We start from the raw sequence: 19464 nt of genomic DNA, 5'->3' as shown, positions 1-19464 counted from the left end.
GCTCTAAAATGCTTCGACAACCCTTGGCACTTGAGGCGGTTCAAAAGAGGCATACCTTTCTTGTACAATTTTTATCCATATGTTTCCCCACTTGTGACGTGCAAGCAAGTAATTTTGGTTGCTTCAATATAAACAGGCTCAGAATGAGGGAAGCTTCTCATTCAAGTTGAATAATGATATATTATTATAAATTAATAAGTTGTATACTTACAACGTCATGCAATGAATGATTTTAACTGATTCAATATGGGAAAATTTAAAACGAAAGAATATTACGAGAGTGTCAAGATACAAAATAATCAATTCTTCCGCATAAAATGAAGGCTTGAATATTAAAAAGACCACTGACGCGCTTTTAAGAAAATATAATCTCGAAAAGCATTCAACCTTGCCAAATTCTTTAAATTATAAGGATAACAAAAAAAAGTATCAAAAGAAGGGATATCAACCATATCCGGAAAAAGACGTACCAAATGTTCATTATTATGGACAATATAATCAGGCAGAACAGCAATCCCAAGATCACGCATAAGCGCATTCTTTATTGAAATAATATTGTTTATTTGTAGAACTGAAACGCGCAATGATCCATCACTTCTACCAGCTTTTTCCAACCAATTCAAACCAGACAAATAAGGCGGAACAGGTTCACCAAACGAAATAATACGATGCTCATCGAGCTCAGATAATTTTTCAGGTTTTCCATAATTTGCAATATATTTTTCCGAAGCATAAACATGCATATGAATGGTAAATAATTTTCTTTGTATAAGATCGGGTTGTTGAGGTTGATGGAGGCGAACAGCACAATCTGCATGACACATTGTTAAATCAAGTTCTTCATCGGAAAGCAAAAGCTGAACCTGCATATCTGGATAAAGACTAAGAAATTCAGGCATACGCTCTGCAATCCACCCTGCCCCCATTCCAAAGGTCGAGGTCACACGCAAATGCCCCGTTGGTTTTGCATAGCTTTCACTCAATTGCAAACGTACATTTTCAAGCTTCATCAAAACATCATGAGCTGTACGATAAAGAGTTTCTCCCTGTTTTGTAAGAATCAAACCACGCGCATGACGCTGGAATAACAATACCCCAACTTCTTGTTCTAAAGCTGAAACCTGTCGTGAAACTGCTGATTGGGATAAATGGAGCTTTTGAGCAGCATGCGTAAAAGATCCCGCTTCTGCTGCAGCGTGAAAAACCCTTAACTTATCCCAATCCAACGATGGCGCCACAATTAATTCTACCTCTAGATTCTCTCTGTTCTCAATGAATTATTAACGCTTAGATAAATCTAAAAACCGTTCTGCTTCCAATGCTGCCATACATCCCCTTCCTGCAGCAGTTACAGCTTGGCGGAATGTTTCATCCGTTACATCTCCTGCAGCAAAAACACCAGCAATGCTTGTTGCTGTTGAATCCGGTGCTGTCCATAAATAACCGCTTTGTTTTTGTTTCAGTTGTCCTTCAAATAGAGAAACAGCAGGATCATGCCCAATGGCAATAAATATTCCCTCTGCCTCCACTTTCATCTCGTAACCTGTTTTAACATTTTTCAAACGTGCCCCTGTTACAACAGCTCCTTTTGCCCCCTGAGCTGGAAGCCCCACAATTTCTTCAACCACATGATCCCAAAGAACACGTACATTATTACACGCAAACAACCTATCTTGTAAAATTTTCTCTGCCCGAAACTGTTCTCGCCGATGAACCACGCTTACACTTTTTGCTATATGCGATAAATAAAGAGCTTCTTCAACGGCCGTATTTCCTCCTCCTACCACAATCACATCCTTATCCCGATAAAAAAAGCCATCACATGTAGCACAAGCAGAAACACCACCGCCCATAAAGGTCTGTTCACTTTCTAAACCAAGCCAGCGCGCTTTAGCCCCTGTTGCAATAATCAGTGCATCACAAGAATATTGTGTTCCTGAATCCCCATATAAAACAAAAGGATACTGCAATAAATCTGCCTTTGTAATCGTATCATAGACAATTTTTGTCCCCATATTCTCAGCTTGTTTTGCCATTTGTTCCATCAACCATGGTCCTTGAATGGGAGAAGCAAAACCTGGATAATTTTCAACATCCGTTGTAATTGTTAATTGTCCACCCTGCTGCAAGCCTGTCACTAAAACCGGCTGGATCATTGCTCTTGCTGCGTAGATCGCCGCTGTATAACCAGCCGGACCTGAGCCAATAATCAGCAGACGAATATGCAATTTTACCATTAAATCCCCTTCACTTTTTACAACTTAATTATTATTTTATAAATGACAAAGGAATGAAGCCTTTTAAAAAATCTTTTTCAAGAGCTCCAATTATGTTATACGTATGTACTTCTTTTTAAGTTTTATGAAAAGGTCTGATTGCCAATTCATCAAAGCATGTTCATGTTAAAAATTAATCTTTATCCTATAAAGAGAAAAACGTAAATTCTTATGAGCACAAAACCACAATAAAAAAAGATCAAAGATAGGAAACGGTCATTTTTCAGTTTATTATTAATGTTTGTGCACGTTTTGCGTTAATTATGGGAGGAGCAATGCTTTTGCCAATTTTTGTGGGTTTGCACGACAATAACCGTAATTGGATAAACTTTCTCTATTCTTGTGCCATAACTACTATGTTAGCAACACTGATTCTTTTAGCAACAAAGGGCGCTACTTGTCGCTTTTCAGCACGGCTTGGCTTTATGCTCACTGTTTGTCTTTGGCTTACAGGAAGTATCGTAGGTGCCTTACCTCTTTATCTTTCCCCTCTTCCCATTTCTCTAGCAGGAGCCATTTTTGAATCTGTTTCTGGAATTACAACAACAGGTTCCACTGTCCTTTCTGGGCTTGATCATTTATCGCGCAGTATTTTATTATGGCGCTCTATTATATGCTGGATTGGAGGCATTGGTTTTATCGGTTTAGCCCTCTTGCTTTTGCCTTCACTGCGTGTAGGTGGTGTGCGGCTTTTTCATATGGAATCATCTGATAAATCTGAAAAAATATTGCCTCGCATCAACCAAATTGCTAACGGAATTATCATTGCTTATGTTGGACTCACGTTGGCTTGTATGCTTTCTTATTTTGCTGCTGGCATGAATTTATTTGATGCCATTAACCATGCAATGAGTACAGTAGCAACAGCTGGTTTTTCAACGCATGATGCTTCTTTTGGCTATTTTTCTGATACACCAGCCATCTTAATTATTTCAACAATCTTCATGCTGCTTTCTGCTTTACCCTTCGTACTTTATGTTAAATTACTCCTTCCTGGACACTCCAAACGCTTCCTTGATCCACAAGTGATTGTTTTTCTCCATATCGTTCTCCTTTTCAGCTTTGCTCTAGCAGCATGGCTACGGTTTCATGATCATCGCGCTTTCCATTTGATTTTTCTTGATGCCATTTTTCATCTTTCATCCATTATTAGCACCACAGGTTATAGCGCTGAAGATTATCAACTTTGGGGACCGTTTGCGCTTGGAATTTTCTTCATTGTTTCTTTTACGGGCGGATGTGCTGGTTCTACTTCTGGTGGTATGAAAATCAATCGCCTCATTATTCTTTGGCGTATTACACAAACAAATATAGAAAAACTTCTTTCTCCTAATGTCATTGTAAAAGCGCGCTACGATCACTCAAATATATCAAACGATGTTGCTCAAGCCGTTTTGTTTTTTATCTGTCTTTATGTGTTCTGCCTTGTTATTGGCACTGCACTTTTACTTACAACCGGTCTTGACTTTACCTCTGCCTTTACGGGAGTTTTAACAGCACTTTCAAATGTTGGCCCAGGCTTTGGAGACATTATTGGTCCCGTTGGTAATTTCTCTACAATAAACGATAATGCTTTATGGATTTTAAGTTTTCTCATGTTAGCTGGACGCCTTGAAATCATAACAATATCCGTCCTTTTTATTCCCGCTTTCTGGCGTGAACAATTTTAATGTAGAGAGCTTTTTATTCTACCATGATAAAAAATTGACAAGATAAAAAGATGTGCACAATATGCGGAACAATCTTCAATCAGTCAACTGAAGTTTTTTTAATTTCAAATAAATCATCTTATAAATGATTGACATAAGGATATTTCGGAAAAAACAATCAAGTGTTAATAGCTTTCAAAGCCATAACATATAACACTTTACATTACAGTGTTGGGATTCTTTATCAAATAAAAATGGATCGATAGAACATCCTTTTTCATGAATAATCTCCCATGCAAAAAACGTGAATATTTGCTGATAAACACATTTTTTTCTAATAAATTATGTCTTTATAAACAACAAAATACTATTTATTATAAACTCACAGACTTGTTAAAAAAAATCTCATAATACTCATCTCTCCCATTTCACGACAGTTCTTATGAACGTTCTAAAATGGACATTATCACTTTGATTTCAAGAATAAGCTGGCGTTGATACCACAAAATAAGATATAAATTAGCACTACCCTACTATTTTTTCTGTTATGTTGTAACAGCCTGTATTGCAGATAATTTATAAGAAGCCCCTTTAATTCTTGTCTTAAATCGTTTTTATCCAGCACATACCTCCTTCCAATTGTGATGTGCAAGAGGATAGCTTTCATTGAATTTAATATCAACAGATTTGACATGAGAAAATCTTACGATATTCAAAGCTCTTATTCAAATTTAAAAGATAAATTATCTATATAAATCAATACATTGACCTTGTTTCCATCTTATTATGAATTGATTGAAAATATGGATGACTATTTCATCTATGGATAATACCATCATTTTCTTTTTTAAGATAAGAAAACATTTTTTGCTATCTATTTAAATCTTATAAAACGTAACAATATCAACACAATACCGTTAAGATAGTGCATAAATCTCTAGACTTGAGTTAAAGCACTATTTTCTTATTTCACTAGAATAAAAATAGCTTTTCTCTTTCCTCGTATGCTTTATCATAAGCCACATATCGCTCTCAAGCGTATACATTTTTAAATTTTTATCCAAAATTTTGAGGATTGCTGATAGCATTCTATGAAAGAAAAAACAATTTTGTAAAATAACATTTATATCATCGWATTATTTTCTTGATGATTACGAAATAAGCTTTAAAGGAAGCACTTTTTATCATTCCTCAAGAAGATTTTTGATATAATATTTAAAGTGCTTTTTCCGCAAACAGTTCTTTGTAAACACTTTCAATCTCGCTTGCCTCTTTTTCCAAAGGAAAATGCGTATGCACGTGGATTAAAGCTTTCTTTCCGGCTTCCAATGTTTTTTCTACATCAGCAAAATAAGGTTCAATGGCTGCTGTTAAAGCCAAACCATCTCCTACTTTTACAACTGTTCCCGTTCCCTCCACCACCAACTCTTTAAAAATTCCTACATCACTTGTTACAACTGCAACCTGCGATGCCATTGCCTCCAAGGGTGTCAAACCAAAACCTTCCAAACGCGAAGGTGTTACATAAAGCGACAGGCGACGATACCACAAAGGGGTGTCCAGAATCTCACCAAGAAAAATAATGCGATCATCTAGACCAGCCTTAGCAATTTTTTGTCGTAATTCTTTTTCAAAATGATAATGTTGTTTTGTCGTACGACCTGCAATAAGTGCTGTCCACTCAGGATAGTGGGGCAATAATGCTATCATAGAATCAACGAATAAATCTGTTCCCTTTGAGCTGCACACACGCCCAAAACACCCAACGGCATATTTCCCTGGAAATCCTGTCGAAGAAAAGTAATCATCAAGAGTCTGTGGTGGCGTAAAACGCCGTACATCCACCCCATGCATAATAACTTTATGAGGAACTTCTAGATAAGCGCCCGTATGTGTACTGGTAGCAATAACCCTATCCATACGGCGAATCAACCATTTAGTAAAAGGCTTATGATGGCGTTGTGAAGCCGATGTAAAGATAAGTTTCAGCTTCATTTTCAAGATATCGCGCAAAAAGACCCCACAAAGCATCTCGATATTGCGCCTTGCATGCCAAATACGAAACGGCTTCCCTTTCGGACTTTTCCAAAGTCCGAAAAGGTCCCTAAAAGCAAGAGCCGGCAATGTTTTGGGTAATCCAACCCCCAGAGTAGATATATGCACCCCCTGTTCGCGCATCAATGGAATAAGCTGAACAATCGTAGATGTCACTCCCGATAAACGCCTTTTAAAGTGAGGCGCAATAATCTCAGTTTTTTTCAAAGACACTCGCATATAACACTTTAGATATTTAGATGTACTGAACCTTAATGATTTCGTAATTATGCGCACCACCAGGCGCATTCACTTCAATCACATCCCCCTCTTGCTTGCCAATGAGTGCACGAGCAATCGGTGAAGAAATAGAGATTTTACCAATTTTCACATCAGCTTCTTGATCCCCTACAATCTGATACACCTTTTTTTCTTCAGTATCCTCATCCAAGAGTTTAATGGTTGCTCCAAACTTGATTTTGTCGCCTGAAAGACGAGAGACATCTATAACTTCTGCCCGTGCGATATAATCTTCAAGCTCATTTATACGCCCCTCATTATGACTTTGTGCTTCTTTAGCAGCGTGATACTCGGCGTTTTCCGACAAATCACCATGTGCACGCGCCTCAGAAATTGCCTCAATAATTCGTGGACGTTCCTGTTGTTGACGCCAACGCAACTCTTCTTTAAGACTTTCAAAACCCGCTGTAGTCATCGGAACTTTTTCCATAATCCGTCCCTTTCTATTACACGGAAGGTTTAATAAAAATACAAAAAACGGCTTCCAAAATTACTTTTGGAATCCGAAAACTACGATCTTTCCTATTATATAGTACAGTGCCCTTCTTTTCCATCTAAAAATAAATAAAGGAAACAAAACATGCACTAATAGTGTTTAAAACATCTCATTTTGGTGTTTAAAACGTTAAACTTCACTCTCCTCCTTAAAGTCGCATAAAGAAGAAAGAATTGTAATTTTGTTTATTTTATCATAGTCTAGCAAAAAAATCATATGAGATACGAAGAGAGAAGGATAATTTCTAAAGAATTTCTTTGCAGAAAAATGAAAATTTTCGTCATTTTTTTTATGTTGTGCCTTTTCTTTTTAGCCACAACACTATCTAGGGCGGCAGATGCCTTTGTGACAACAGATCTTAATTTTAGAACAGGGCCCAGTACTCAGTATGCAGTTTGTGGCTTAATCTCTGCTGGAGAATTGGTTTTTGTTAAAAATTGTGAAGGAAATTGGTGCCATATCCGATATAACGCTCAAATAGGTTGGGTGTCATCTCGTTATCTTTCATTTAAAGATGGAAGTGATCTTTATCATACATATACAATGTCTTTAGTTCCAAAATCATAGTCTTTAGTTCCAAAACATACCACATATAACTCATAACAGCCATTATACCCCCCTTGAATATCATCATGGCAAGAATGTAATAGTATCCACGAATAACTATAAATATGCCTCCTCCAAAGAAACATTTCGGAGAATTCGTCTCATAGAAAAAACTTGATCAATATTTTCATGAAAACTCCAGTAAGCTAAAAAAGAACCTGTTCAATAACGTTTTGCTGTTATCGTAATGAAGTTGTAAAAATTCGTATTCCCTTTAAAATTATGAGCACTTTTCTAGCAAAGGATATAACAATGAAAAATGGTGTTACTGCAACCGTAGAAGCTCTTTCTGCTCTCATTGCTTCAGGTAATCCTCTTTTTAAGAATGGTGCATTATGGACACCTCACCGCCCTATTCCTCCTGAAAAATCTGAAGGTGGTATTCCATTTCAGCTCGAAACACCCTTTAAACCGGCGGGAGATCAGCCTCAAGCCATTAAAACTCTGGTGGAGGGAATTGAAAAAAATGAACGCACACAAGTGCTTTTAGGAGTTACTGGCTCAGGAAAAACCTATACGATGGCGAAAGTCATTGAAAAAACACAACGTCCAGCTCTCATTTTAGCCCCCAATAAAACTTTAGCAGCCCAGCTTTATGGGGAATTTAAAAACTTTTTTCCGCACAATGCTGTTGAATATTTTGTTTCTTATTACGATTATTATCAACCAGAAGCCTATGTTGCACGCTCTGACACTTACATTGAAAAAGAATCTTCTATTAATGAACAAATCGATCGGATGCGCCATGCTGCAACACGTGCCGTCTTAGAGCGTGATGACGTTATCATCGTCGCATCTGTCTCCTGTATCTACGGAATTGGTTCCGTAGAAACCTATACGGCCATGACCTTCCAAATAGAAAAAGGGGAAAAACTCAATCAACGAAAACTCTTGGCTGATTTAGTCTCTCAACAGTATTATCGACAAGATATAAACTTCACTCGTGGTTCCTTTCGTGTGCGAGGAGATACCATTGAAATTTTTCCTGTTCACCTTGAAGATCGTGCTTGGCGTATCTCGCTCTTTGGCGATGAAGTAGAAAAAATTACCGAATTTGATCCTCTAACGGGACAAAAAACAGGAGATCTTCAATCTATTAAGATTTACGCCAATTCACACTATGTAATACCACGACCAACATTAAATCAAGCAATGAAAGCCATCAAAAAAGAGCTCGTTCAACGTCTTGATGAATTGAATGCTGCTGGACGTCTTTTAGAAGCACAACGCTTAGAACAGCGTACAATATTTGATTTAGAAATGTTAGAAACAACGGGTTCATGTCCGGGAATTGAAAATTATTCACGTTATTTAACAGGACGAAATCCTGGTGAACCACCGCCAACCTTATTCGAATATATTCCCCTCAATGCTCTTGTTTTTATCGATGAAAGCCATGTAACGATTCCCCAAATTGGTGGCATGTATCGCGGTGACTTTCGCAGAAAAGCCACTCTAGCAGAATATGGTTTTCGCCTCCCTTCCTGTATGGATAATCGTCCTTTGCGCTTTGAAGAATGGGATGCTATGCGCCCACAAACAATTGCTGTCTCCGCAACACCTGGACGCTGGGAAATAGAACAATCCCATGGTATTTTTGCTGAACAAATTATTCGCCCAACAGGGCTTGTTGATCCAGAAACAGAAATTCGTCCAGCACGCACTCAAGTCGATGATGTTGTCAATGAAATTCGTAAAACAATTCAAAAAGGCTACCGTACATTGGTCACAGTCCTTACCAAGCGTATGGCCGAAGATTTAACGGAATATCTCCACGAACAAGGTATTCGCGTACGCTATATGCATTCCGATATTGATACATTAGAACGTATTGAAATTCTTCGTGATCTGCGGCTTGGTACCTTTGATGTTCTCATTGGGATCAACCTCCTTCGAGAAGGTTTGGATATTCCAGAATGCGGTTTTGTTGCCATACTAGATGCCGATAAAGAAGGGTTTTTGCGCTCAGAAACCTCGCTCGTACAAACCATCGGTCGTGCCGCACGCAATGTAGATGGTCGCGTTATTCTTTATGCGGATATAATTACAGGCTCTATAGAACGTGCTTTACAAGAAACACAAAGACGTCGACAAAAACAAATAACCTACAATAAAGAGCACAATATTACACCAACCAGTATCAAAAAAAATATCGACGATATTCTCAATGCAGGAAGCGAAAATCATCAAACTCTTACAAATATTCCCAATTTTATCATACAAAATAATATGGATCGGAACAATTTAGCAAACCATATTCAATCTCTGGAAAAATCAATGCGTAAAGCAGCTGAAGATCTTAATTTTGAAGAAGCAGCACGACTTCGTGATGAAATAAAACAACTCCAGAAAATAGAACTCGCAATCGTAGATGCCCCCTTAAAATAGCATAGGAAACACTCTGCCCATAATCCCATTAACTCTTACGTAACAAAATCTTGATCACGAAGGTTCATCCATAGATAGCAATATTTTAACAAATAAAAAAAGAAAAATTTTGCCCAACAAATAATCTAAAAACCCCAAAGGCTCTCAAATAAACCTTTGAATTTCTGAAAACCCATACGAAATACGCATAAACAAAAATATACGATACCCCTCAATAAAAATGTCTCATATAATGAAAAAAGAATACTTTAAAAAACTTCAAATATGAATCTTTTTAGATAATTTTTTTAATATATTATACTGAAAAGCTATAAGCTTTTCTAACCACACTTCTAAACTCTCAATCAAAAATAACAAATTAATACGGTTTTTCATCGTGTATAAGAACCAAAAGCACTGTAAGATTTTCTCATTTCAAATCTGTTTATAATAAAATAAAAAAACGCCCGACACCTGATAAAAATAACGTGCATTGAGATAAAACTCATTAAAAAAGTTTTCATCCCTTCTAAACTATCTCAATGCCAAGATTGATAGCAAAATGAAGAGCTCATAAAATATAATGATGTCATCACCATTGTCTCTTTATTAAGTGTAAAGATGATGCTGCATACTATTCACAAGTAATATCCCGAAATAAGTTTGGGAAAAACAAAGAATATTTTTTAATCAGTGCGCGAATTCACAATTTATTTTACATAAAAACATATCCTTGAAAAAACTATAGAACAATAGCTTAAAGCAATATATAATATTTCATTAAAAAAATTGCACGTAAATGCTTTTGAAAACCGTAAAGCCAAATTTTAAAAGCACACTCAAGATGGAAGCTATTTTTTATTTTTATACCTCCATAGGGTATTATTTTTATAAACCAAAAAATATACTCGTTTAATATATTTAAAAATTTGAGGAATAAATCCACAAAAATAAACAATAGGATTCTTAAATTTTTTCTCCAAAGCATTTCTTTTTCTACCAGCTCTCTATTCATGAAAACAACAAAAAAATTTAGAAAATATATAAATAATATCGCAGTAAAATAGATACGAAAACCTCATTATAAAAATCTTTACGATAACCATTTGCTCTTTGCTGCAAAAAATCGCAAATTTCTAAAGAAAAACGCATTGCACATTAATTTTTTTACACGTCTACCGAAAAGATTTATCTTGTCAAAAAAATACCATATCTCCTTATTATAATAGGATAGGTTTATAATAGCATATAATAATATTTTGTTTTTTAAGTTGGAATTAATTAATGCAAGAACTATCTATTCAACAAAAAGTTTTGTTACTCTTATAAAAAATGAGATTTTATAAAGTAGTTTTAGTCAACTAACATCAATTAGAGTATTTCTTTTATGAAAAGTGATTTTTATTTGTTGTTTATTTTATCATTTTTTGTCAACCAGATCATTCTGTATGCGTTGTGTCAAAATAAAATCAAAAGTCGTTCAGGTTATATTCAGTTTGTCACATGTATGATGTAAAAGAATGTGAATTTAAGTTAAGGAGTGTCGCTATGAGAGAATCTAGTAAATTAGCGGTATTATCAGCGGTATCAGTAGCAACTATTTTGGCGCCAATAAGTACAGCGCTTGCAAATAGCCAATGGATGCATAGTGGAAATTATATTGAGAAGCAAATGAATGATATGAAAAGCAGTGTAGATAGGCACATAGAAAATTTGAAGAAAGGAATAAATCCGCATTTCCCTTCTTATAGTTCTAGCAGCCGCTCTACTGTTGAAAGACATCATTCTTCTCATTCTCATCCTCACCGCCATGTTGACCATAAAAGGCGAGAACAACATCATCATCGTGTTGAACGGAAAACATATCGTTATGTAGAGCACAAAAAAACAACACATCATCATATACATCAGCATCATGTAACGCCCAATAACTCAGGAGATGCTTTAGCAGCAGGTATTCTTGGTCTTGCAGCTGGAGCAGTGCTTGGCAATGTTTTCAAAAAACCAGAGCAGCCACAAATTATCTACCAACCCATGCCACAAAGGCAGGTCGTGTATCAAGAGGTTCCGCAAGTGGTGTATCAACAAGCTCCTCAAACCCAAATCGTTTATGAAACCCAGTCAACGGCCTCATACCAACCGCTCCAGCAACCATGGACTCGTGGCTGGTTTCAATATTGCCAGAAAAGATACCGTTCATTTAATCCCAAAACAGGTACTTTTCGAGGCTATGATGGACAAGATCACTTTTGTCATGCTCCATTGAACTAATATTTTTGCTTTGCTAAAAAGACTTTAAGTGACCCAAAAACGCTTTAAAGCGTTTTTGGGTCATGTATTAAGCTCTTGAAGAAAAGGATTCCTCTGACGCTCATAGCCTAGATGACTTCCAGGGCCGTGCCCACAAATAAAACGAACGTCATCTCCTAAAGGTAAAACCTTTTCTCGAAGTGATCTCATCAATTTTGCACGAGAACAAAAAGGGAAATCTGTACGTCCAATAGAACCACGAAAGAGAACATCCCCCAGTAAAGCAAAACGTTCTTTTTCATTAAAATAAATAACATGACCAGGAGAATGCCCCGGTGTATGAAAAACCCTAAATACGTGTTCAGAAAAATGGACACTATCACCATCTTCCAACCATTGATCAGGAATACAAACAGAAGCATCCGTGATACCATAGCTTCTTGCACTCTCAACCACAGCATCCATTACAGGCTTATCATCGCAATGTGAACCGATAATTTTAACGCCAAGGGCTTCTTTTGCTTGCATTGCCGCCCCCACATGATCAAAATGACCATGGGTTACCCAAATCGCTTCAACGATAATACCCTCTTTTTTAATGACGTCTTGAATTCGAAGCCAATCTCCACCAGGATCCACTAAAACCCCTACTTTTTGTTCTTTATCAAAAAGCAGAGTACAATTTTGCTGAAAAGGCGTAACCGGAATAATATGTACACGAAAATGACTCATGAAATCCTTTTTAAAAGCAAATCTTTTCACGCTTACTTTCTGCAAGCTTACAAGGAATATTTCCTTTCTTCTATAGGATAGCCTGCTCGACAGCTCTATGCAACTTATGTAAAGTTAAATTTTTTGAAAAAATAATTTAAAGGTTTTGAAAAATGACCAATCACGTTCAAGTTTTGTGTGACGATGCCCCTCACCTTCTTGTGATTGATGATGATACACGTATTCGCAATCTTTTATTTCAGTTTCTCATTAAAAATGGATTTCGTGTTTCAGTTTCAGCCAATGCCAATGAAGCAAGACGACTGTTGGCACGTTTAGATTTTGATCTCCTTATCGTTGATGTCATGATGCCTGGCGAAAACGGTATCAGCCTTACCCATTCACTCCGACAAACAAAAGAGGTTCCTATCCTCATGCTAACGGCTTTATCAGAAACAGACAATCGTATCCGTGGACTAGAAGCAGGCGCAGATGATTATCTGGCTAAACCATTTGATCCTCGTGAACTTCTCCTTCGCATCAACGCCATTTTACGACGAGGTTTGTCCCTTAGCCAACCCAAAATTGAGCAAATCGTTTTTGGACCTTATATATTTTCGATTTCACGACGCGAACTCAAAAGGGGAGGAGAAATTATTAAATTAACCGATAAAGAACAAAAAATGATGGTTATTTTTGCCGAAAATGCAGGGGGTATCATCCCACGTCATCAATTTGCAATGGATGACAATACGATCGGGGAACGTGCTATTGATGTACAAATTAACCGCCTTCGTCGTAAAATAGAAAAAAATCCAGCACTGCCTATATGGCTTCAAACCGTGCGAGGAATAGGGTATAAACTCTCAATTGAATAGGCATAAGAATGATCAAAGCTTTAAGATTTTTTTTTCGATGGTTAACGAAAAAGATGCCTAAACGGCTTTATGCCCGCTCTTTGATCATTATTATCGCTCTCATGGTCCTTCTGCAAACGGTCATTGCTTACGTCTTTATGGAACGTCATTGGCAAATAGTAACTGAGCGTCTTTCAACGGCTGTCGTACATGATATTTCAGCCATTATTGATATTATTGAAACATATCCGCAGCAAGATAACTATGAAGATATCAAACGTATTGCACAACAACGTATGGGGTTAAACATTTCTATTCTCTCTCCTGCCCCCTTACCTCCTCCAGGACCTAAACCATTTTTTGCAATTCTTGATTATTTTCTCAGTGAAGAAATCACCCGCCAAATCAATCGTCCCTTCTGGATTGATACCGTAGGGGATTCTGATCTGGTTGAAATCCGTATCCATCTTGGTCACAACATCTTGCGCGTTTTTGCTCCACGCAGCCAAGCTTATGCTTCTAATACCGCTATTTTTTTAAGCTGGATGGTAGGAACAGCCCTTGTTTTATTGCTGATAGCAATTTATTTCTTGCGCAACCAAATTAAACCTATTCAACAACTCGCCGAAGCGGCTGAAAGTTTTGGACGAGGTCGTCCTTTACCAAAAGGATTTCAACCACAAGGAGCCGATGAGGTTCGTCGTGCTGGCATTGCTTTTTTACGCATGCGCAAACGTATTGAGCGGCAAATAGAACAACGCACCATGATGCTCTCAGGTGTAAGTCATGATTTAAGAACTATTCTTACACGGTTTAAACTTCAGCTAGCATTAGTAAATACTGATTTTGATATTAAACCGCTTGAGCAAGATGTCAATGATATGCAAAATATGTTAGAAGATTATCTTTCTTTTGCCCGTGGCGAAGGAAGTGAAAATGTCAAGACCTTTGATTTAAATACTCTTATGCAAAAATTCTCCGCCGATGCTCATCTTCACAAACGTCAATTTTCTTACACTATTGAAGGCCCGACACAAATACAAGTACGCCCCCGTGCTTTCACACGTTTGGTTAGCAATCTTGTCTCAAATGCATTTTGTTACGGCACGAGCGTTAAATTAACAGCCAACTCTCAACAAGAATCTTTTATATTAATTATCGACGATGATGGACCTGGAATTCATAAAAACATGCGTACAGAAGTTTTTAAACCTTTTTTCAGAATTGATAAAGCACGAAATCAAGATGCAAGTGGAACAGGACTTGGTCTTTCTATTGCCCAAGACATAGCACGCAGACATGGGGGTAACATACAATTAGATAAGAGCCCTCTGGGGGGATTACGCGCTATTCTTGATATCCCCCTATGAACAATCTTTCAAAAAAAGCCTGCAAAAAATAACAGACTTGATATTTTAAGCATTCCCTATCGTTTCAAACAAAGTGTATTGCAGTGCCTTGTAAGCGCTTTCTCCTGATAAAGCCACCATCTGAAAGGCAACATAATGGCTTTCACAGGCTTTAAGTGCGTGTGTCAACAATGTTTCAACCTGGATATGGGAGGGATGCACGCCACCGGCTAAAAGAAGACCTTGCCGATAAATAACCGAACTATTCCTTTGCCAATAATCAAAATGTCCCAACAACAACTTTTCATTAATCGCTAACAATAAACGTTGTATTTCGTCTGTTCGCGCATTTTCAATAGAAAGATCAAATGAACAAGCTAAATGAAGTGCTTCATGCTCTTCCATCCATGAAAAAGCAAGATGATAATTCGCCCGTTTTCCTTCCACACAAACGCTAATTTCATCTTGTGCATCCCGCTCAAACGACCAATCATATTCACAGGCAATCTGTTCGATAAAGTCAACAGGATGCTCTTTTCTTTCTGTGGCGCAAAATGCAAGCCTCATCACGACCCTCAATTATTTTAAAACATTGTCAACAGAATATAAACGGCTTAAATCGTAACAATATTTTGTTACAATCAGAACCTTTACACCAAACAAATACACATTAAAAACATCGATACTACACATCCCCCCGAACACAATCGCGCTCTTTAGGACAACCGATGATCATAAAACGAATCATCAAGTCTTTTCAGTGTATTGATACAATTTCATAGTGCCAGCCCCCCTGATTCAAAAAAATGCATTTTACCCTCCCAAAAAAATTAAAAATAAATAAACACTCCACTCTAACAGACTCAAGATTAAGCATTTTTTAGCTTCACGCATTGTATTAAAAAATTGGGGATATTTTTTGAAGATTCTTTTTTAGAGAAACTATTTTACTTTTTTCGTGTCTTCTTTTTTTCTAAATTATCTTTTTCTAAGTCATCAAGACGCCTTTTCAAATCAGCATTATCAGCATGAACTTTCAGCACCATCTCCTTAAAGGTCTCAAATTCTTCGCGTGAAACAAGATCAAGTCTGTTAGCTATTTTTTCAGCCTGCATACGAAAAGCTGTTCCAGCCTCACGTCGTATACCTTGCGCGACATCAGCGGCATCTGTTGCTAATTTTGCTAATTCATCAAGAATACGGTTTGATCCATTACGCATAACATTTTTCCTTAAATTTTAATTATTGACGCACGCATTATAGCGTATTCTCATAACATTTAGATACTGTAATTTGTTCCTTTTATCTCTTTTCATCCTCTTGTGCCGATTTTTCATGACGATTTTGTTTAAATTTTTTATATTCCTTTTATCACCATAATTTTTTACCACGATAAACTAGTGGAAATCTATTCCCCTTGTCTGGCTTGCCCCCTTCCTGACTTGACCGTTTTGCATTCATCTGTCATTTCTGACTATCAGAGTCACTTCATATCCATCTCACATAATGTAAAGTGCTTAATTCATGAACAATCTTGTCTGTCCAGCTATTGCTTTTCCGTCTTTTCTTGATCCTGTCATTATCCAGCTAGGCCCCATAGCACTTCATTGGTATGGGCTTGGTTACGTTGTGGGTATTCTTTTTGCTTGGTGGTACGCGCAAAAATTATTAAAAAAACCATCTCTATGGCATAAAAACTACCCTCCTATGACTAAAGAGAAGATCGGAGATTTTGTTGTCTGGTCTGCGATTAGTGTTGTTGTCGGTGGGCGTTTAGGACAAATCCTTGTATGGGATCCCATTTACTATTTTAACCATCCAAGTGCCATCATCGCCGTATGGGACGGAGGAATGTCCTTTCATGGCGGACTCATTGGCATTATCATTGCAATGATCTGGTTTGCCCGTAAAAATAATATCAACATACGAGCTATGTTTGATATCATTGCTGCCGGTGCGCCTATCGGTATCGGCATTGTACGAATCTGCAATTTCATCAATCAAGAATTATGGGGTAACGTTACCACACAACCTTGGGCAGTTTGTTTTCCTCTAGATCCTTACTATTTACCGCGCCATCCAAGCCAACTTTACGAAGCATTCACGGAAGGATTTATTCTCTTCATCATCTTATTCGTTCTTATTTTTGTTTTCAAAGCATTCAAACGCTGTGGGACTGTATCAGGAATATTTATTATAGGTTATACAATCGCACGCAGTATCTCAGAAGTTTATCGTTCTCCTCAAGAAGATCCCGAATGGTTTTCTACTCTTTTCCATTCCACAGGTTTTACCTATGGCATGGCTTTATCCCTTCCCATGCTTCTTTTAGGGTTTTATCTCCTCCTTCAAGCATTTAAAGACAAACCTACTGAAAATGGCATCCCTCAAAGAAAAAATTAAAGAAATTATTGTATCTCATGGTCCCATTACTGTCAGCCAATATATGACATTGGCGCTCACAGACCCTCAATTTGGCTATTATCAAATACAAACACCTTTTGGGCGTGCTGGTGATTTCATTACAGCCCCTGAAATAAGCCAATTATTTGGCGAGATGATTGGCATTTGGGCTCTCGCGAGCTGGAAAGCTCAAGGTTGTCCTCAGCCTTTTGTTCTTGCTGAGATAGGTCCAGGACGAGGAACTTTGATGGATGACATTTTACGAACCATCCAAAAACTTTCTACAACAGCCTTTAATGCTGCTGAAATTTTTCTGATCGAAATAAATAAAAAACTCGCAAAAGAACAAAAAAAGCGCCTTTGCTCTTATAAAAAACAAATCCATAGCATTGAAAGTTTTAATCAAATTCCTTCAAAACCTCTCTTCTTCATTGGCAATGAATTCCTCGATACACTCCCTATCAACCAATATATTAGAGTCAATGGAGAATGGAAAGAACGTTGCATTACAATCAATCAAGATGGAGATTTCATCTTTATTGCTGCCCCGCATGAATTTCCCTCTTCTTGTCTACAAACCTATTGTTCTGAAGTCCCTAACGGAACAATTTTTGAACATGCCCCCTTGCGACATCAATTCATGCAACAAATCAGCCACCATTTAGTAAAAGTAACAGGTTCTGCTTTGCTTATCGACTATGGTGCTGATGATCTTGCCTTTGGCGATACGCTGCAAGCACTCTCAAAACACAGATTTCGTGATGTTTTTGATGCTCCTGGTGAACATGATTTAACATCCCATGTAAATTTTTCTTTTTTAAAAAACATCGCTCTTGAACAAGGCTGTTTTGCTGAAGTCTTCGAGCAAGGAGATTTTCTTTTTAAAATGGGACTATTGGAGCGTGCAAAACAACTTGGAGTGGGCAAAAGCGCTTCCTTGCAAGACAAAATTCAACAAGATATCAAACGGCTCTCTGGTCAAGATCAAATGGGAAAATTATTTAAAGTTTTACATTTCAGTGATAAAAATATATCCATACCTCCCCAATTTTGATGATCAATAATTTTGTTAACAAGTATATCACTCTCTGAAATGTTCATTTGACAAATACAAACATCTCAAACCTCACTTCAAATCATCTCCATAAGGAACTTTTATGAAATCTATCCCACACCCTATTCTTGCAAAAAATCTTTCTCCTTTACACAGCCATGGGATAAAACATGGATTTTTTACACGTCAAGGAGGTATTTCAAAAAGCCTTTATTATAGCCTTAATGTTGGAAAAAGTTCAAATGATCAACCTGAACATATTGTACAGAACTGTCTTTTGATTGCTGATTATTTTTCGATTGAGATAAAAAATCTCGTCACGGTCAATCAAATACACTCCTGTAACGTTGTCGTAGCTCATCAAGCAATTATCGGTGCTCCTCCTAAGGCTGATGCTCTTGTTACGACCACACCAGGTCTCGTTATTGGGGTTCTTACAGCAGACTGTGGACCCATTCTGTTTGCTGATCCACAAGCTGGGGTCATCGCCGCAACGCATGCTGGCTGGCGTGGAAGCCTAAATGGAATTATCGAGAAAACAATTGCTGTTATGGAAAAGCAGGGAGCTAAAAGACAGTCCATAATAGCAGCCCTTGGACCTTGTATTGGCCCACACCATTACGAAGTGACAAGTGAATTTTACAACCAATTTATTGAGCGTGATAGCAAATTTCAAAAATATTTTTCAAAAACAGAAAAAGTCAATCACTTTCATTTTAATCTATGGTCATTTATTATCAATAAACTCAAAGAAGCCGGTGTTCATGCTTTTTGTGTAGAGCTTTGTACCTATCAAAATGAACAGCATTTTTTTTCTTATCGACGTGCAATACAGCGCAACGAACCTGATTATGGGCGGCAAATTTCCGCTATTATGTTGAAATAAATATTTATTGCATCACAAAAAGATCAAAACCGCAAACAAAATAAGTAAGATTCTGTCTACTATACTTTTTTCATAAAAATTCTTATTGGCTTTACAAAACACAAGAACTATAGCGATGAAAAATAAAATGAGCCCTTCTTTTCAACGTTTGCTTAAATGACCTTTAACAAATAATTATTTAAACATAAAATAGCATTAAAGATGTTTTCTAAATCAAGCAATTAAA

16 protein-coding genes are annotated in these 19464 nt (G+C 37.2%); 9 read left to right on the top strand and 7 right to left on the bottom strand.

Going from position 1 to position 19464, the window contains the following annotated elements; translation table 11 throughout:
• Positions 1 to 332: 332 nt before the first annotated feature.
• Positions 333 to 1238: a LysR family transcriptional regulator gene (locus tag CEV08_RS01195; protein ID WP_100129968.1), complete on the bottom strand. Its 906-nt coding sequence runs from the start codon at positions 1236 to 1238 to the stop codon at positions 333 to 335.
• A 42-nt stretch (positions 1239 to 1280) separates the two neighbouring features.
• Positions 1281 to 2237 carry a thioredoxin-disulfide reductase gene (trxB, locus tag CEV08_RS01190; RefSeq protein WP_100129967.1) on the bottom strand — a complete coding sequence of 319 codons (957 nt, stop codon included), beginning with the start codon at positions 2235 to 2237 and terminating at the stop codon, positions 1281 to 1283.
• A gap of 314 nt (positions 2238 to 2551) precedes the next feature.
• On the opposite strand from trxB, the gene CEV08_RS01185 reads away from it, so the two are divergent.
• Positions 2552 to 3946, top strand: coding sequence for a TrkH family potassium uptake protein (locus CEV08_RS01185; protein WP_100129966.1), 1395 nt, complete (start codon positions 2552 to 2554; stop codon positions 3944 to 3946).
• Positions 3947 to 5140: 1194 nt separating this feature from the next.
• Here the strand turns inward: CEV08_RS01185 and CEV08_RS01180 are convergent.
• On the bottom strand, positions 5141 to 6199 hold the full coding sequence (locus CEV08_RS01180; RefSeq protein ID WP_100129965.1) for a glycosyltransferase family 4 protein: 1059 nt from the start codon (positions 6197 to 6199) through the stop codon (positions 5141 to 5143).
• 16 nt (positions 6200 to 6215) lie between these two features.
• Positions 6216 to 6689 carry a transcription elongation factor GreA gene (gene greA, locus CEV08_RS01175; protein ID WP_005773808.1) on the bottom strand — a complete coding sequence of 158 codons (474 nt, stop codon included), beginning with the start codon at positions 6687 to 6689 and terminating at the stop codon, positions 6216 to 6218.
• Between the two features lie 333 nt (positions 6690 to 7022).
• Between greA and CEV08_RS01170 the strand changes: the two genes are divergently transcribed.
• The 3 genes from CEV08_RS01170 to CEV08_RS01155 all read left to right on the top strand — a co-directional run bounded on the left by CEV08_RS01170 (position 7023) and on the right by CEV08_RS01155 (position 11999).
• Positions 7023 to 7322, top strand: a complete 300-nt coding sequence (locus tag CEV08_RS01170; RefSeq protein WP_100129964.1) for an SH3 domain-containing protein — start codon at positions 7023 to 7025, stop codon at positions 7320 to 7322.
• 291 nt (positions 7323 to 7613) lie between these two features.
• Positions 7614 to 9749: an excinuclease ABC subunit UvrB gene (gene uvrB, locus CEV08_RS01165; RefSeq protein ID WP_100129963.1), complete on the top strand. Its 2136-nt coding sequence runs from the start codon at positions 7614 to 7616 to the stop codon at positions 9747 to 9749.
• A gap of 1527 nt (positions 9750 to 11276) precedes the next feature.
• Positions 11277 to 11999 carry a BA14K family protein gene (locus tag CEV08_RS01155; protein ID WP_100129961.1) on the top strand — a complete coding sequence of 241 codons (723 nt, stop codon included), beginning with the start codon at positions 11277 to 11279 and terminating at the stop codon, positions 11997 to 11999.
• Between the two features lie 60 nt (positions 12000 to 12059).
• Here the strand turns inward: CEV08_RS01155 and CEV08_RS01150 are convergent, their stop codons facing one another.
• The gene (locus CEV08_RS01150; protein ID WP_100130084.1) at positions 12060 to 12710 is read right to left on the bottom strand and encodes an MBL fold metallo-hydrolase; all 651 of its coding nucleotides are present in this window, start codon (positions 12708 to 12710) and stop codon (positions 12060 to 12062) included.
• A gap of 152 nt (positions 12711 to 12862) precedes the next feature.
• On the opposite strand from CEV08_RS01150, the gene CEV08_RS01145 reads away from it, so the two are divergent.
• Both CEV08_RS01145 and CEV08_RS01140 read left to right on the top strand, forming a co-directional pair.
• Positions 12863 to 13567, top strand: coding sequence for a response regulator (locus CEV08_RS01145; RefSeq protein ID WP_100129960.1), 705 nt, complete (start codon positions 12863 to 12865; stop codon positions 13565 to 13567).
• An 8-nt stretch (positions 13568 to 13575) separates the two neighbouring features.
• Entirely contained in the window at positions 13576 to 14916 is a 1341-nt protein-coding gene (locus tag CEV08_RS01140; RefSeq protein WP_100129959.1) for an ATP-binding protein, read from the top strand.
• 45 nt (positions 14917 to 14961) lie between these two features.
• Here CEV08_RS01140 and CEV08_RS01135 read toward each other — a convergent pair whose 3' ends face one another.
• Together CEV08_RS01135 and CEV08_RS01130 are read right to left on the bottom strand one after the other, a co-directional pair.
• Positions 14962 to 15462 carry a YbjN domain-containing protein gene (locus CEV08_RS01135; RefSeq protein ID WP_100129958.1) on the bottom strand — a complete coding sequence of 167 codons (501 nt, stop codon included), beginning with the start codon at positions 15460 to 15462 and terminating at the stop codon, positions 14962 to 14964.
• Between the two features lie 380 nt (positions 15463 to 15842).
• A complete protein-coding gene (locus tag CEV08_RS01130) occupies positions 15843 to 16115 on the bottom strand; it encodes an accessory factor UbiK family protein (protein WP_100129957.1) in 273 nt (90 codons plus the stop codon).
• 304 nt (positions 16116 to 16419) lie between these two features.
• Here CEV08_RS01130 and lgt point away from each other — a divergent pair, with 304 nt between their 5' ends.
• The 3 genes from lgt (at position 16420) to pgeF (ending at position 19238) form a co-directional block, all read left to right on the top strand.
• Positions 16420 to 17298 (top strand): prolipoprotein diacylglyceryl transferase, encoded by an 879-nt coding sequence (gene lgt / locus CEV08_RS01125; RefSeq protein ID WP_100129956.1) that lies wholly within the window; start codon positions 16420 to 16422, stop codon positions 17296 to 17298.
• Complete coding sequence (locus CEV08_RS01120) at positions 17273 to 18352, top strand: class I SAM-dependent methyltransferase (RefSeq protein ID WP_100129955.1); 1080 nt, start codon at positions 17273 to 17275, stop codon at positions 18350 to 18352. Before lgt ends, CEV08_RS01120 begins: the two co-directional genes overlap by 26 nt.
• Positions 18353 to 18455: 103 nt before the next feature.
• Positions 18456 to 19238, top strand: a complete 783-nt coding sequence (pgeF, locus tag CEV08_RS01115) for a peptidoglycan editing factor PgeF (protein WP_100129954.1) — start codon at positions 18456 to 18458, stop codon at positions 19236 to 19238.
• Positions 19239 to 19464 lie beyond the last annotated feature (226 nt).

Origin of the sequence: Bartonella tribocorum, assembly GCF_002778015.1 — a bacterium.
Taxonomy (GTDB): Bacteria; Pseudomonadota; Alphaproteobacteria; order Rhizobiales; family Rhizobiaceae; genus Bartonella; species Bartonella tribocorum_B.
The sequence above is the reverse complement of the archived record's forward strand: the minus strand, read 5'-3'. Positions and strand labels throughout refer to the sequence as shown.